Source organism: Aneurinibacillus migulanus (genome assembly GCF_001274715.1).
GTDB classification, from domain to species: domain Bacteria; phylum Bacillota; class Bacilli; order Aneurinibacillales; family Aneurinibacillaceae; genus Aneurinibacillus; species Aneurinibacillus migulanus.
Genome location: NZ_LGUG01000004.1, coordinates 509,222 through 525,101, shown reverse-complemented (window position 1 = coordinate 525,101; position 15,880 = coordinate 509,222). Strand labels below are relative to the sequence as shown.

Sequence of the window (15,880 nt, the reverse complement as noted above, 5' to 3'; positions counted from 1 at the left end):
AAGCACCTCCGAATACTCATTATGTCTTTAACAGAAAAGTCAATAGGGAGTGCCACCGTTCCAAAGACAATGGCATCTCCCCACTTCATTCCATCCACATGCTTCGCTGTCTATGGAAGCATCCAGGTTAAGTAGTAAGCTTGAATATATGTGATAATGCCAACGATGACGGCAAACATCAAACTATGCTTGACCGTGAAACGGAACAAATCGGACTCTTTGCCCACAAGCCCCACCGCAGCACATGCTACCGCAATCGATTGCGGTGAAATCATTTTCCCTGTTACTCCACCGGTCGTATTCGCCGCGACAAGCAACGTCTCGTTTACCCCAATTTGCTGTGCGGTTACGTTCTGCAAGTTACAGAACAGCGCATTGCTGGACGTATCGGAACCTGTAAGGAATACGCCGAGCCAGCCAAGGAACGGCGAGAAGAATGGAAACAGGCCACCTGCAGATGCCAGTATGAGCGCCAATGTCGACGATAAGCCCGAATAGTTGGCAACCATCGCAAATCCAAGCACCAGGCCGATTGAAATAATAGGCTTTTTCAGTTCAGATAGGGTTTCCCTAAAAGTTGCTACCCCTTCGCTCGGTTTCATCTTCAGTACGATTATCGTAATGAAAGCAGCAATCAGGATGGCTGTACCGGTAGCCGATAGAATATCGAATTTAAGCACCGCTTCGTACGGAGTGGGTTTCGTTACAATCGGCTCGGCTTTAATAACCATTTGATCCAGATAGGGGATATGAATTTTGAACACAAGCGATTCTAATGGGCCGCCTTTGCCGAACAAGGCTTTAAACGGTTTCAAACTCCAGATGGTAACCATAAGCGTAAGAATAATGAATGGAGACCATGCCTTGAAAATCTGACCTGCTGTATAATGCCGCGAATCAGCTTCAGTTGCCGCCATTTCAACTGTTGATGCACCTGCTCTTTCAAAGCGGAAGATGCGCTTCGGCTGCCATACTTTCAAGAATGCAGCGAGCGAAACTAGGCTGACCAGTGCAGAAGTGATATCAGGCAGCTCTGGTCCGATAAAGTTAGCCGTAAAGAACTGTGTAATCGCAAATGAACCGCCCGCTACAAGAATTGCCGGCCACGTTTCACGTACCCCGCGAACACCGTCCATGATGAATACCAGCCAGAATGGAACGATAACGGACAGGAGCGGCAATTGACGTCCGGCTACCTGACCGATGTGAAACGGATCGAGTCCTGTAACCTGACCCGCCGTCGTAATTGGAACACCCATTGCTCCGAACGCTACCGGTGCAGTATTGGCAATAAGACAAAGCCCGGCTGCATACAACGGATTGAACCCAAGACCGACCAGCAAAGCGGCAGTAATAGCTACTGGAGCGCCAAAGCCGGCCGCTCCTTCCAGGAACGCACCGAACGAAAAACCAACAAGCAGCATTTGCAACCGTTGATCCTCTGTAATCGACACGACGGAGGAACGGATGATGTCAAACTGTCCGGTTTTCACTGTGATTTTATACAAAAATACAGCGGTTACAATAATCCAGGCAATCGGCCATAAACCGTAAGCAAAGCCGTATCCGGCAGAAGCGAGCGCCATAGAAATCGGCATTTTGTAGACAAAGATTGCGATTACCAGAGAAATTAGCACTGTAATAAAACCTGCCGTATGACCCTTCATACGAAAAACAGCCAGTGCGAGAAAGAAGAATACGATAGGAATGACTGCCACAGCAGCTGACAGTCCCAGACTTCCCAGCGGCTCATACACCTGCGTCCATGTTTGCATGCAATACACCTCTTTTACCCTGAGTTTATTTTTATATGGTTAGCCTTCCGGCTTGTCCCCTTCTGAATCGCCACACATACATCTCAGGTGATCTGATAAATTAGGATGCTTAATATCTCAGGTCATCTGATAAATTAGGTTGCCAAACACCTCAGGTCATCTGACTTTTCTCTTCAGAAGAAAAGTGCTAATCCAGCATCTTTTCCTCTACTCCTTGCAAGTGATAGAGCATCGCCGTTTCCGCCCGATTCCCATTACGTTCCCGAATCGCCTCATAAATGCTGGCGTGTTCTTTATACAAATTCTTGGGAACTTCTTTCATCCGATACAGCTCCTGGCGACTTGTCTGCAGCGAACGACCAACCGCTTCAGAAATGGACATCATCACCGTTTGCAGCGTCTGATTGTGTGAAGCGGCAGCTACCGCATAATGGAACTTCCAATCTGCCTGATCGCCGAGTTCTCCACTAGAGAGGGCTTGCTCCATCTCTGTTAGCGCTTCCTTGATTTTACTCAGTTCCTCTTCGGTTCGCCGTTCCGCGGCTAGGCGGGCGGTACCGCTTTCAATAATCTTCCGTACTTCCAGCAATTCCATAATTTCCTGCCGCGTCGCCGGACGCATGGATTCAAATGCGGAGATAATTTCTTCCGGGTCGTGCCGGGTAACAAACGTGCCTTCTCCCTGCTTCATAGTAATTAGACCTAGTGTTTTGAGAGAACTGAGCGCTTCTCGTACTGTCGACTGACCTACTCCCAATGTCTCTCCGAGTTCTCGTAGAGATGGCAAGCGGGCTCCCGGTACATACGTGCCGGAAACAATTTGTTCGCGCAAGTAATCAGCAACCTCTTCATATGTCTTTCTAACATTAAACTTTGGCAACGTTTTCACGTCACATCCTTCCCTATCAGGTCATCTGATGTATGGCGCTGAATTTATCTTACGGACTTTTCAGTTTTTTGTCAATATTCATTTTGGAAGCGCATTAAATTTTTGAAATTATTAGCCATTCCGGTTTATATGAGCCTGTTCAAAAGGAAGGACAAGCGGAGCTATGAAGTTCAAGGTGCGGTAGACCTGAGCAGCGGAGGGGCAACACAACGCAGAAATTCGCATTTCTGTTTCCCGGACTTTTTGAACATCCTCTATTACTAGAAATCCCCTCTACATTGCCAGTGAAAGTTCCATACAATAATGAAATCCTGCACACCGTCAAATACAAGGGGATTTGTCATATACAAAGCTTTTTAGTTATTAAATTCACGTTAAATCAAGTGAACGATTCAACTTCACATATTCAAAATACATAGCCACACGCCATGGTACAATCATGCCGAAGGCTAAAATGAAAAAGAGACCAGCCGTTTCTTCTATACTCACATACATACCGACATAGGATTTTAATGCCAAACGAAGCAAGACTAATCCAACTAAGATAAAAAAGAATGCTTTTGAACGCTTCAGGTAAATATCTCTGCCTACAACTTCAAACTTCGAAGTAACAATCAACGGATATGACAGAAGTGCACCGACAAAAAAGGCAAACAATGCATATGTTACATGTACATGCATAGGCGGATACAAAAACATCGCAAAACCTGTACTCATAAAAAAAGGCGGCAGAATAATCTTCTTTAATGAAGCGGGCTTCTTGGAGGCACGCATACGAACCATCAGTACTATCGTGGCCATAAATATGCCAATAACCCCGCTCAGTATGGTCATAGTCACAGAACATCCTCCTTCGTTACGCGATTCATTTTCCTTCTAGTTTGTGCTCTGCGCTGTACACTTACACATGCCCTTTTCTATTATACATTATCAGGAAGAAAAAAATACAGATGTACATTATTGGCTCTTAATCAAAAAACCACGACCATTCGGCCGCAGTTTTTGTTTCTTTATCTATTCATATTGCTCATGCTGTTCTACATCTACCAGTTCATTGCGCTGAATCGGTGTTCGATAAGCCAATACTTCATCCACTACACCGCCACCTTCATCCATCATGCGATCCATACCTTCAGCCACGTCCTCCACAAACGACATTTCCTGCCTATTACGCGGATCTGTGTATTCGTAATTCATCCTGTATCCTCCTTACAAAAAAATTTAGGCTACAGTCCTTAGGATAAAGAAAGCAGATTACTTTATACGTTACCTTTCCCCTCATATTCGCTCATGAATCGCGCATACTAAATAAGGCACAAAATTTTGGCAATACGGAGGATGCTTGTAATGAACAATGATAAAACATTGCGGGAGGCATGCCGGACCCGCTTGGATGGTGGAATGTACTACTACCGCCTACAGACGCTTGAAGAACAAGGAATCGGGGAAATTTCCAGACTACCATTCTCCATTAAAATCTTGCTCGAAGCAGCTCTCAGGGCGATGGATAACCGTGCAATTACCGAAGAGCATGTTAAACGTATCGCTAATTGGGATCCCCATCCGAAGCCAGGAGAAATGTTCGAAATTCCATTCATGCCTTCTCGTGTCATTCTTCAGGACTTTACTGGCGTTCCCGCTGTGGTGGACCTTGCTTCCATGCGGGATGCCGTATCTAATCTTGGTCTTGAACCCGGTAAAATTAATCCACTTATCCCTGTGGATCTCGTAATTGACCATTCCGTACAAGTAGATCAGGCAGGTTCAGATACGTCGCTCAGTTTCAATATGGATAAAGAATTTGAACGCAACAGGGAACGATATACGTTTCTGCGCTGGGCTACTCAGGCATTCACTAACTTTCGGGCTGTACCGCCTTCTGTCGGCATCGTCCATCAGGTAAACCTCGAATATCTAGCTTCCGTCGTATCGCGGAAAGATACGGAAGACGGAGTTGAAGTATTCCCTGATTCACTCGTAGGAACTGACTCCCATACGACGATGATTAACGGTCTGGGTGTACTCGGCTGGGGTGTCGGTGGTATTGAAGCTGAAGCATCTATGCTCGGTCAACCCATGTATTTTCTGTTGCCACACGTCGTCGGGTTCGAATTAACTGGCAAGTTACCCGAAGGCTCTACAGCTACTGATCTAGCGCTCACTGTTACCAATATCTTGCGAAAAAAGGGCGTCGTTGGCAAATTCGTGGAATTCTTCGGCAAAGGTTTAAATTCGATGACACTCGAAGACAGAGCCACCATCGCTAACATGGCGCCGGAATACGGAGCGACCGCTGGCTATTTCCCTATCGACGAACAAACACTGCGCTATCTCCGTACAACCGGTCGTTCAGAAGAACACATCTCTCTTGTGGAAACCTATACAAAAGCGCAAGGACTGTTCCGTACGGACGATATGCCAGACCCGAACTACTCGGAAATTATCACTCTTGACCTCGGAAGCGTTGTGCCGACGCTCGCCGGTCCGAAACGACCGCAAGATCGCATCAATTTGACCGAGATGAAGGAATCATTCAATAAAGTATTACGTACGCCAGTGAAAGAAGGCGGCTTCGGTCTCACAGAAGAGAAGCTCGAACAGGAAGTGACTGTTACGTATCCGGACGGATCAAAGGCTTCACTCAAAACCGGATCTGTCGTTATCGCCGCAATTACGAGTTGTACCAATACATCAAATCCTTCCGTTATGATCGGGGCCGGATTACTGGCAAAAAAAGCCGTAGAAAAAGGGTTGCGTCGTAATCCGAATGTCAAATCGAGCCTAGCACCGGGCTCTCGCGTCGTTACCCAATATCTCGATGATGCCGGTCTGACGCCGTACCTGGATAAGCTTGGCTTTAACACAGTAGGTTATGGATGCACTACCTGTATTGGCAATAGCGGACCGTTAATCCCTGAAGTAGGAAAAGCGGTTGCCGAAAATGATATGACCGTCACCTCCGTACTAAGCGGAAACCGAAACTTCGAAGGACGCATTCATCCGCTCGTTAAAGCGAACTATCTGGCTTCACCGCCGCTCGTCGTCGCATACGCACTAGCCGGTACATTCAACATCGATCTCTATAACGATCCAATTGGACATAATGAGCAAGGAGATCCTGTCTACCTACGCGATATTTGGCCGAGTGAAGAAGAAGTTCGTAGTACGATTAACTCCATTATTACGCCAGAAATGTACCGTGAAAAATATAACAACGTACTTGCTTTTAATAAAGAATGGAATGAAATCCCAATATCTCAAGCTGAAATCTACAGTTGGGATAAAGACTCTACGTATATCCAATCGCCTCCGTTCTTTACTGACTTCTCCCTGGAAAGTTCGGGCATCCAACCGATCCGGAGTGCTCGTCTGCTAGCACTATTAGGCGATTCTGTCACAACTGACCATATTTCACCTGCCGGCGCCATTAAACCGGATAGTCCTGCCGGACAATACTTGCAAGGCAAAGGAGTAGAAGTCCGTGATTTCAATTCATACGGTTCGCGACGCGGTAACCATGAAGTCATGATGCGCGGTACGTTCGCCAATATCCGCATTCGCAATCACCTGGCTCCCGGAACGGAAGGCGGCTATACTACGTACCTTCCGACAGGGGAAGTGATGTCGATTTACGATGCAGCGATGAAATATCAAGAATCCAGTACCCCGCTCATGATTATCGGAGGAAAGGAATACGGGACAGGAAGCTCCCGCGACTGGGCTGCCAAAGGTACATTACTGCTCGGTGTAAAGGCTGTTATCGCAGAAAGCTATGAACGCATTCATCGCACCAACCTCGTATGTATGGGGGTCCTACCTTTACAATTTGAAGAGGGAATTAGCGCGGAAGCTCTTGGCATCACAGGCCAGGAAACGTTCGATATTCCAGAGTTAAACGAACGAATCAACCCTCGTCAAAAAATCGAGGTGCATGCGACTCGTTCTGATGGCTCCTCCTTCACATTCCAATGTATCGTCCGACTTGATACAGATGTGGAAATCGACTACTACAAAAATGGCGGCATTCTTCAACTCGTATTGCGCAAGCTCATTACCGACAAAAATGCATCTGTTTCTTCCTAAAAGATAAAATAAAGAAAGGGAGCGGAATCATCCCGCTCCCTTTCTTATTATTTATACATTTGTTTTTACTTCGCTGTTTTTTATCGCTTTATCGATCGTTGCGCCGCCCAGACAGACCTCATCTTTGTAGAATACAACCGCCTGTCCTGGTGTAATAGCACGTTGCGGTTCATCGAATACAACTTCACAACAGTTGCCTGGCTTCATTTGAACTGTCACGCCTTGATCCGGCTGACGATAGCGAAACTTGGCCATGCAGCGGAACGTATCCGGCATCTCCTTGTCACTTACCCAATGAACATCCGTCGCTTCCAAGCGGTCGCTGTATAACCGTTCATGGTCGCCACCCTGTGCCACATAAAGGATATTTTGTTTAACATCCTTATCGACAACAAACCATGGCTCACCTGTTCCCGTACCGCCTCCAATGCCCAATCCTTGACGCTGTCCAAGCGTATAATACATCAATCCATCATGACGGCCCTTCAGCTCGCCGTCTACGGTACGGATATCTCCCGGATTAGCAGGCAGATACGAGCTGAGGAATTCCTTAAAATTCCGCTCCCCGATAAAGCAAATACCCGTACTGTCTTTCTTCTTGGCCGTTGCCAATCCTGCTTTAAGGGCAATTTCCCTCACTTCTGTCTTAGGCAAATGACCGAGTGGGAACATCGTTCTTGACAATTGGGCCTGTCCAAGCTGATTCAAAAAGTATGTTTGATCTTTTTTCGGATCTACCCCGCGCAGCAGCCGGTATTCTCCGTCATGAAAGTCGACTCGCGCGTAATGACCTGTCGCTAAATAGTCTGCTCCCAAATCCAATGCGCGTTCCAAAAATGCTTTGAATTTGATTTCTTTATTGCACATCACATCAGGATTCGGTGTGCGGCCCTTTTTGTATTCATCCAGGAAATAGGTGAATACCCGATCCCAATACTCCTTCTCGAAATTAACTGTATAGTAAGGGATACCGATTTGTCCACAAACACGGCGCACGTCTTCATAATCTTCTTCCGCCGTACAATGACCAAACTCATCTGTATCATCCCAATTTTTCATAAAAATCCCGATTACATCGTATCCTTGCTGTTTGAGCAGCAGGGCAGCAACGGAGGAGTCCACACCTCCAGACATTCCGACTACCACCCTTGTATTCTCAGGCGATTTGTTCATCTATATCAGCTTCCTTAATTTATGAATTGAATAGCAATAGAAGGTTGCTTTCGTGTTTATTATACTAACAAATATTCTGCTGCACAAACAAGCGCGAAAACCCTCCTACGATTTTCCGGTTTGCTTCAAGATATACTCGATTGCATTATTAATGGCTACAGCCGCTTCCAACCTTGTCATCGTTTCAGTCGGGCGGAAGTTTCCTTGTCCGTCGCCGCGCATAATACCACGCTCATATAACGCATCAACACTGCCTACTCCCCACTCCATACCGGGCACAATATCTTTATAATATTTGCTGAGCGGCTTAGGCACAGGATTCGGTTCCGGAGTTGGTGTAGGATTTGTTCCTGCCAGCCCTACCGCCCGCGCGGCGCCGCGCGCAATCGCCTGCGCTACATTATCCAGAAATGCTAGGTTTTTCAACCTCGATGCATCTTCCGCCCGATCTATAAATCCGCACTCCAGAAGGATAGCCGGCATGCTCGTACGACGTAGCACAGCGAAGTTTGCGGTTTTCTTGCCCCTATCAGGTAAACCTGTGCTCTGGAAGACCCCAGCCACTTCATCATGGAGAATATTCTGGCGTCGTGCAGCCTCCTGATTGGCTACGCTAGGCGCGATATAACTCTCGAACCCCGTCCCACGTCCAGCATTAATATGAATGGAAATAAAATAATCGGCACGCAACTTATTAGCAAAATCAGCGCGCGCATTCAAATCCGCAGCTTTGTCTTCATTAAACACTCTGTCATCATTTCGTGTAAGTCGTACATCCGCCCCTAACGACCGTAATAATCCGGCTGCCCGCTGCGCAATCGCGAGTGTAACATCTTTTTCACGTAAATCGTTACCTATCGCTCCAGGATCGGGGCCTCCGTGCCCTGGATCAAGTACGATAATTTTTGCCATCTTTTTCTCTCCTTTCCTCGATAATCTATCATCCTTATACGTATGGCCTGTACTACATAGTATGTAGATAAGCTACTAAAAGCGCCAAAATTGGATGTACCCATTTATTTATAAAATAGTTACCAGAATCAATTTTCAGATAAACACTGACTTTAATCCTCCTTTGTAGTAAAATAAACCCATTATATTCAATCACCCTATTTTTGATTAAGGGAGGTATTCATGCGAAAAAATCTGCATACTTCTTTATTCCACTCTGCAAAAGCTTTTAGGGAGTACAGACGAACATTAATAGTAGGATGCCCGATTATTGGTTTGTTTCTTCTCGTATACTTGATTAATTCTCTTGCTGAAACTCCTCAACATCCAGAAAAAGACGGGAACACATTCTCACCAACAACCTTGCCTACATACCGAACTTCCTTCTACCCAAATGGAGAAGTCTCAGCAAAAGAATTAGTTCCACTCGGCCTGACGCCTGTGGAGATGGAAACATTCGAATCATCAAACCTGGTCGCTCAGACGCAAAAGAGTACGAACAACCGAGCGCTCAATCGCCAACAGAAGCCTGCCCGTTCTGCAATGGCTAAAGTTCGTGAAGGTATGGTCTTTACAGCGAATGCTTCCGGCTATACAGGCCCTGGGAAAACCAAGTCCGGAACGAAAGTAAGACCAGGTGTTGCCGCGGTTGATCCAGACTACATCCCGCTCGGAACTGTCCTATGGGTTGAAGGCTACGGAGAATGCCGAGCCGAGGACATAGGGGGAGCGATTAAAGGCAATGCTATCGATCTGGCTTTCTCTACTAAAAAAGAAGCTCTAGATTGGGGAAGAAAAGATGTGCAGGTAAAAGTAATAAGCGTACCAGAATAAGAAAAACTCGCGGTCGTGGCCGCTCGTCCTCTTTCCATAAAGAAGCCAAACGGCCGCTGATTGACACTTCGGGCGGACCGACAAAACACCCGGGTATCTCTATGAGGGAGACAGTTGTCGGTCTTTTTCGCCCGCCGCGCCATGCGCTCCACACAGAAAGAGCAACGTTTGACACACGCCTCGCGAGTTTTTCAAGTGATATGATCGGAAAAAAGTAGATGTCGCTATCTTCCTTTACAGCGACATCTACTTTGTTGTCTCTTATCCTTCATTCGCCTTCGTTCGTACATATCGTGGCTGGCGGCTGACTTCAAGCTTATACATGCTAAAGAATACCAATAATCCGATACACAAACAGACCAACCATGGCAAAAGCATAAAACCGCTCGCCAGTCCTACATCGTATAACCACCCTCCAAAACTTGTACTGAGTGAACCGCCAACGGCAAGCGAAAAGCTGTTAAAGCCATAGTATGAGCCCAAACGATTCGGAGGTGCAAACAGCGTAACTACATCATACATCACTGGCGCAGCTACCATATTGCCCAACGCAAACAGCAAGCCCACCGCTATGATCGTTCCTATCGTCGTTACAAATCCAAGCAAAAACAAACTAAGGCCCATCATAAGTGTACCTGCTCCAATCATAATAAATTGGGCTGATACGCCACGGAGCCAGCGGGTTACTTTCAACTGAAGAAAAATAATAGCAAGTGAAATCGTGGCATAAATAATGGCAACCCCGCTCGTATCCCCCGTAACCTCCTTCATTTGGCGCGGAATAGTCAAAAACAGCTGCATATATAAATAATAATAACCAATGAGAATGATTGTATAAGCGACAAACGGACGGTTACTGATAATGTCCCGCACATCCCCCAACCAACTCTTACCATTATTTTCTGCTTCAATCTTCGGTAACGTTATCCAAATAAGCACAGCTACAAACATAAATAATGTAGCAGATACAACAGACAGATAGAAGAATTCTATGGAGGCCAGTACGCTACCTACTAGCGTCGAGACTACCATGCCGGTATTTATCACCACACTGCGAAACGAAAATATTTCTTTCCTTCCCTTCTCTGGTGTTAGACGGGCAAACGCTGCTAGGAATGCCGGTTCAAATAACGCACCTCCAAGCCCGGAAAGAATCGCAGCGACGATAAATTGCCATACTTCCGTACAGAATGCAAATGCCAGAAAGCCAGCTGCCCGCACAAACACACCGAATATCATCGCCTCCTTGCAGCCGATCCGGTCTGCCAGCGCTCCTCCCAAGAACGAGAAACCCTGCTGTGAAAATTGACGAATTCCAAGCAATACTCCCGCCATAGCCATCGACCAGGCAAAGCTACCGGTTAAATATAAAGTCAGGTACGGAATCAACGCGTAAAAACCGAGGTTCATCAGAAATGAACTCACAAACAGCACTCGTACACCCAATGGGGATACTTGCCATACATATCGAATCATGCTCTCGCCCTCCTGTTCTATACAATAAAGCAGGGATTTCTATTTGTATAACGAATGATTTTGATAGGTGTTATCTACTTTTTCGATAAGGATAGGAGAACCAGTATGGACTTTGAACAATTGCGTACCTTTGTGGTGCTGGCACGCAACAAAAGTTTTTCCAAGACAGCCGATGCGCTGCACCTCGTGCAATCGACCGTTTCGTCACGCATTCAAGGATTAGAGACAGAGATAGGCAAACCGTTATTTATGCGTGACAGACGCCGGGTAGAGCTGACAGAAGCGGGTTATGCTTTTCTGCCGTATGCGGAACGACTACTGCTTCTAAGCGAAGAAAGCCTAACAAAAATCCGTTCTCTTAAAACGTATGAAGACCAGCTATCCATCGGCGCAACCGATTCCCTCTGGAAATACGTGCTGTGCCCTGTATTGGAGACCTTTTTTGCCCGCTATCCATCCGTCTCCTTAAAAACAAAAACAGGTCATTCGTGGGATGTAGTACATCATCTGATTGATGGCGTAGTTCAGCTTGGTTTCGTCTATCTTCCTCAATCCATTCCCGGCTTTGAGATTATTCCCTTCTATGAAGAAGAAATCGTTCTTGTCGCTCATCCCGAACACGAAGCGGCACGGTACGGTGTAGTGTCGCCAGAAATTCTGGCTCGCCTTCCTCTTTTGTATCTCGATTGGGGCAGCCCTTTCTATGAATGGATATGCGGAATGCTTCCACCCGAATATGTGCCACACCTGCGCATTGATAACGTCTCGTTGTTTCTGGCCCTCATGCAAAAAAACATCGGCATGGGCTTTATCATCAAGTCAGCAGTAGAAGAAGAATTAAGGGAAGGTTACCTCAAGGAAATTTGCCTTTCAGGCGATCTGATTCCTCCAAAGCGAGCGGCGTATATTATGGTCCAGAAAGAGAATCTGCAGCGGCCTTCTATTCAAAACTGGATGCATACGATGGAAGAGCTAGGGCTCTTTCCCGCTCTTCCGTCCAGACAAAAAACCCCTCTTTGATTGTTCATCCAAGAGGGGTCTCCCTCCCCAGCCTTTACCAAACGTCAAACCCTTTACCTTTATGAAAATGGATGAATCCCTGCTTCTTCGCATACTCCTCACTTCTCAGCTTGCCACCGAAAAAAACCGTAAGTACGACGAACGGATATTGCTCCTGCAACTGGCGTAATTCAGCAATGCGATCCTGTGCCCATTGAAGCGGAGTTTACACAGATGTAAGGGACAGAAGGCTTATTGTTAAGTGACAAAAATGTTCTTAACTCATTGTTATAAATGTTTTTCTTTTTCGTCTATCCTAAGCTAATGAGCGGATAGTCTACTAAAGATATGATGAAGCGTATCATAAGTGGCAGAAAGTTTTTTATTTCATATGCTTGACTTCGAGTTTACTCTAACAAGTACAATACAGGCATCTTTTAATCCCCACTAGAGGAGAGATGCAGATGTTAAACACACGTGTGATTGTAAACAAATACGGAGGATCAGAAGTCATTAATGTGATAAAGGAGCCCCTGCGTGCGCCCCGAAAAGGAGAGATTCGTGTTAAAGTCGAAAGTGCGGGAGTCGCCCTTGCAGATATCATGAGACGAGAGGGTGTTTATCCTTTGTCACCAACACCTCCTTTTACACCGGGGTACGATATTGTCGGAATTGTTGACCAGTTAGGGGAAGATGTGCAACAATTTTCAACAGGGGAAAGAGTCGCTGTCTTTTTTAATGGCACTGGTGGCTATGCAGCGTATGTGTATGCGAAGATTGACGAGTTGGTCACCGTTCCCGCTCATATAGATGCCGCTTTGTCGGTTGCTATTATCCTAAATTATGTAACTGCTTATCAAATGCTTCATCGCATTGCGAGGGTTTCTGAGGGAGAAAGTATTCTTATTCATGGTGCAAGCGGAGGCGTTGGTACCGCACTGCTTGAGCTTGGAAGACTTGCGAAATTGAAAATGTTTGGCACAGCTTCTTCGACCAAACACCAAATCGTTTCTCAACATGGCGCAACACCGATCGATTATCGGAATGAAGATTTTGTTCATGTTTTGCATCAACAGGCGCCTGAGGGCATGGATGCTGTGTTTGACCCAATTGGAGGACAAAACTGGGAACGTTCGTTTCAAACCTTAAGCAAGAACGGCCGATTCATAGGCTATGGCTATACTTCAATTCTTGAGAAAGGACAGCCAGATGATTGGTTGAACGGCTGGAAGAGTTTGGAGAGAAAGAATACTACGGAAAGAGGTAATCCCATCCATCTATATAGCATAACCGCTTTAAAAAAGGAGAAGCTGGATTGGTTTCGGGAGGATGTACGACACCTCTTCTCACTGTTAGAGGAAGGGAAATTAAATCCTTTAATTTCCCATCGAATTCCGCTGCAGGAAGCGGCATATGCACAGGAATTGCTTGAGAAGTCTTTAGCTGTCGGGAAGATTGTTTTAATCAGTTAATGAAAGGAGAGGTGCAAGCCCCATGTATTCAATCGGTGAAGTATCCAAATTAACAGGTATTTCGGCATTTACGCTTAGATATTACGAAAAAATAGGTCTTCTTCCAAATCCTCAACGTCAGGATGGAAAGAGGCGATATGACGATCAGGACCTTCGATTTATCCGATTTATATATGGGTTAAAGCATACAGGGATGAAGCTGGAAGATATTGCAACGTTTGTAGAAGACGGATGTCTACTGGTTCAAAATGAAAAGGATATAGATATTACTGATACATTACGGAAACGGATTAAAATTCTGGAGCAGCATATAGGGCAGTTGGAACAACAAATGAAGCAGTTGGAAGTTGTGAAGGCCGTTGCTAAGGATAAAAGAAATTTTTATGCTAATGTGCTGAAAGAGCAGGCATCGGAAGCAGTAAAGGACGTTTAGCTTAATCTATCGAAATAATCCTTGTAACTTCGAAGTGATAATATATTTTAACATCAGGAAATATTAGTTATGTGACACAGTAAAGAACTTTTTTGTCACACAAATGCTTGAAAATCTGTTTCGTGCTTGCGTTAGTCAATGTTATTTTTGTAACACCGTTCGAAGTTTTGAACGATGTTTTCTGTTTCAAGCTACTTTTTAGTAAAGAACATTGTTGTCAGTCAATACTTATACCTTATCAAACTGACACAGCCGAAAGCAGAAATCCAACTGCAAGGAGAGAGCTCACGTGACACGTTTACCCGCTGGGCCACCAAACCGGATGCAATGCAAAAGAAGCGCGAAGCTCCCAATTAAGGGGGTTCCGCGCTTCTTTTATGCGATAGGAACGGCGAATAATAGGTTGGTGACGGCCTCCCGTATTTCTTTCGGCACCGGACTCCCGGCTGCCTTCGCATGCCCGCCCCCGCCGAATATAGCCGCAACATCTCCCAGGTTCACTTCTTCTTTAATCGTGCGGTAACTGATTACACGCGACATATTAACGATCGCGATAAAATCCAGCTCAGGATTCAATTCCGCCAGCGCGTTGCCCAACTCGGAAATGTACTGCTCTGCAAAGACGACGCCCGCTTTATAACCATGGACATGTTGTACATAAATATCTTTAGATTTTCCTTTTATGTATTTTTCGATTTTTTCCTGTTCGATTGCCAGCAGCATGGTCTCTGTGTCTGTAAAATCCGGTGAAGAGTTGCCGGTAAAACGTTGAACGAATCTATCCCGTCCTAAAATATAAAACAGGTCATTAAGCTGCTTCGCATGTTGATTTCCGTTCTCTTTCCAATCCCAAGTATCATACTGCCGTACCAGCTCTACGTAGCGGACCAGCGCTTCATCTGGCAGAAGAAATCCGGCTTGCACCAGATAGTCATAGAACAATGTTGTACCGCTCGCCTTCACACCTTCAGATTCTACCTTTACCCGCGCCCATTTATAACGATTAAGCCAATCTGCAGTCTGATGGTGATCGAGAAGCAGGAACTTCTTCTTGTCGTATGAATCCAATCCTTCAATCCGAGCTGCAAGCTCCTCATTTACCGAGATATCGGTAATAAACACTTGATCATACTTATCCAAATGGAATGACAAAAGCTTACTGACCTTGTCGTTAATATCATCATAATTCGAGTAATCGACTTGAATATCGTCGCCAAACGCCAGTTTCCCCAGAATTCCGCAACTTACTCCATCTGTATCATTATGCGTAAATAACTTAACAGCACGTGGTCTTGATTTCTTCGACCCGCGGCGTTCCGGTTCGCTGAACAACGTATTCAAATTATCTGAACAGATTTGAACTTTGATGCCCATGCGTTCCGCCCGTGCAAGAAATTCCTGCATACTTGCATTTGCTTGTGACTTCATGTATCTACACCTCATGTAAAAGTAAACCGCCCATATCAATTATAACAGCATTCCACAGTTTTGCCCTCCGCTGTTTTTAACGTAACCAAAACGGGTACATTTCTTGTACAGAAAGGATGTGGTCATATGCCCTATCGTTCTACAAGCGAATTGCCTGACAGTGTGAAAGACAATCTTCCAGTTCACGCGCAGGAAATTTTCAAAGAGGCGTTTAATTCTGCCACCGAAGAATACGATAAAGAAGAAACCGCTTATAAAGTGGCATGGAGCGCCGTGAAACAAAAATATGGAAAAAACAAAGACGGCGAATGGGTTAAAAAATAAACTTTGTAGCAAATCCGTCTTGCGGTCCATTGCAGCATACAGC

The 15,880-nt window shown here is 45.6% G+C and carries 15 protein-coding genes; 7 read left to right on the top strand and 8 right to left on the bottom strand.

The genetic code is table 11. The features are described 5' to 3' along the window. Positions 1–110 precede the first annotated feature (110 nt). The 4 genes from lldP to AF333_RS04080 all read right to left on the bottom strand — a co-directional run bounded on the left by lldP (position 111) and on the right by AF333_RS04080 (position 3,861). A complete protein-coding gene (lldP, locus tag AF333_RS04095; protein ID WP_043068544.1) occupies positions 111–1,775 on the bottom strand; it encodes an L-lactate permease in 1,665 nt (554 codons plus the stop codon). A gap of 187 nt (positions 1,776–1,962) precedes the next feature. Then, positions 1,963–2,664 (bottom strand): FadR/GntR family transcriptional regulator, encoded by a 702-nt coding sequence (locus tag AF333_RS04090; RefSeq protein ID WP_080787963.1) that lies wholly within the window; start codon positions 2,662–2,664, stop codon positions 1,963–1,965. Positions 2,665–3,033: 369 nt separating this feature from the next. Then, positions 3,034–3,498 carry a CcdC family protein gene (locus AF333_RS04085; RefSeq protein WP_043068567.1) on the bottom strand — a complete coding sequence of 155 codons (465 nt, stop codon included), beginning with the start codon at positions 3,496–3,498 and terminating at the stop codon, positions 3,034–3,036. Between the two features lie 180 nt (positions 3,499–3,678). Beyond that, positions 3,679–3,861 carry a hypothetical protein gene (locus tag AF333_RS04080; RefSeq protein WP_043068543.1) on the bottom strand — a complete coding sequence of 61 codons (183 nt, stop codon included), beginning with the start codon at positions 3,859–3,861 and terminating at the stop codon, positions 3,679–3,681. Positions 3,862–4,011: 150 nt separating this feature from the next. Between AF333_RS04080 and acnA the strand changes: the two genes are divergently transcribed. Continuing rightward, entirely contained in the window at positions 4,012–6,747 is a 2,736-nt protein-coding gene (gene acnA, locus AF333_RS04075; RefSeq protein WP_043068542.1) for an aconitate hydratase AcnA, read from the top strand. A 51-nt stretch (positions 6,748–6,798) separates the two neighbouring features. Here acnA and mnmA read toward each other — a convergent pair whose 3' ends face one another. Continuing rightward, a complete protein-coding gene (gene mnmA / locus AF333_RS04070; protein ID WP_043068541.1) occupies positions 6,799–7,920 on the bottom strand; it encodes a tRNA 2-thiouridine(34) synthase MnmA in 1,122 nt (373 codons plus the stop codon). Between the two features lie 105 nt (positions 7,921–8,025). Then, complete coding sequence (locus tag AF333_RS04065; protein WP_043068540.1) at positions 8,026–8,832, bottom strand: N-acetylmuramoyl-L-alanine amidase; 807 nt, start codon at positions 8,830–8,832, stop codon at positions 8,026–8,028. 222 nt (positions 8,833–9,054) lie between these two features. Between AF333_RS04065 and AF333_RS04060 the strand changes: the two genes are divergently transcribed. Further along, positions 9,055–9,705: a 3D domain-containing protein gene (locus AF333_RS04060; protein WP_052812374.1), complete on the top strand. Its 651-nt coding sequence runs from the start codon at positions 9,055–9,057 to the stop codon at positions 9,703–9,705. 261 nt (positions 9,706–9,966) lie between these two features. On the opposite strand, the gene AF333_RS04055 is transcribed toward AF333_RS04060, so the two are convergent. Continuing rightward, on the bottom strand, positions 9,967–11,181 hold the full coding sequence (locus AF333_RS04055; protein WP_043068539.1) for an MFS transporter: 1,215 nt from the start codon (positions 11,179–11,181) through the stop codon (positions 9,967–9,969). A 105-nt stretch (positions 11,182–11,286) separates the two neighbouring features. On the opposite strand from AF333_RS04055, the gene AF333_RS04050 reads away from it, so the two are divergent. The 4 genes from AF333_RS04050 to AF333_RS04035 all read left to right on the top strand — a co-directional run bounded on the left by AF333_RS04050 (position 11,287) and on the right by AF333_RS04035 (position 14,442). Next, positions 11,287–12,201 carry a LysR family transcriptional regulator gene (locus AF333_RS04050; RefSeq protein ID WP_043068538.1) on the top strand — a complete coding sequence of 305 codons (915 nt, stop codon included), beginning with the start codon at positions 11,287–11,289 and terminating at the stop codon, positions 12,199–12,201. Between the two features lie 443 nt (positions 12,202–12,644). Beyond that, positions 12,645–13,652, top strand: coding sequence for a medium chain dehydrogenase/reductase family protein (locus AF333_RS04045; protein ID WP_043068537.1), 1,008 nt, complete (start codon positions 12,645–12,647; stop codon positions 13,650–13,652). A 22-nt stretch (positions 13,653–13,674) separates the two neighbouring features. Continuing rightward, positions 13,675–14,085 carry a MerR family transcriptional regulator gene (locus AF333_RS04040; protein WP_043068536.1) on the top strand — a complete coding sequence of 137 codons (411 nt, stop codon included), beginning with the start codon at positions 13,675–13,677 and terminating at the stop codon, positions 14,083–14,085. Positions 14,086–14,259: 174 nt separating this feature from the next. Continuing rightward, positions 14,260–14,442: a hypothetical protein gene (locus AF333_RS04035; RefSeq protein WP_043068535.1), complete on the top strand. Its 183-nt coding sequence runs from the start codon at positions 14,260–14,262 to the stop codon at positions 14,440–14,442. A gap of 18 nt (positions 14,443–14,460) precedes the next feature. Here AF333_RS04035 and AF333_RS04030 read toward each other — a convergent pair whose 3' ends face one another. Further along, positions 14,461–15,513: a DHH family phosphoesterase gene (locus tag AF333_RS04030; protein ID WP_052812373.1), complete on the bottom strand. Its 1,053-nt coding sequence runs from the start codon at positions 15,511–15,513 to the stop codon at positions 14,461–14,463. 126 nt (positions 15,514–15,639) lie between these two features. Between AF333_RS04030 and AF333_RS04025 the strand changes: the two genes are divergently transcribed. Further along, positions 15,640–15,837: a ChaB family protein gene (locus AF333_RS04025; RefSeq protein ID WP_043068534.1), complete on the top strand. Its 198-nt coding sequence runs from the start codon at positions 15,640–15,642 to the stop codon at positions 15,835–15,837. Positions 15,838–15,880 lie beyond the last annotated feature (43 nt).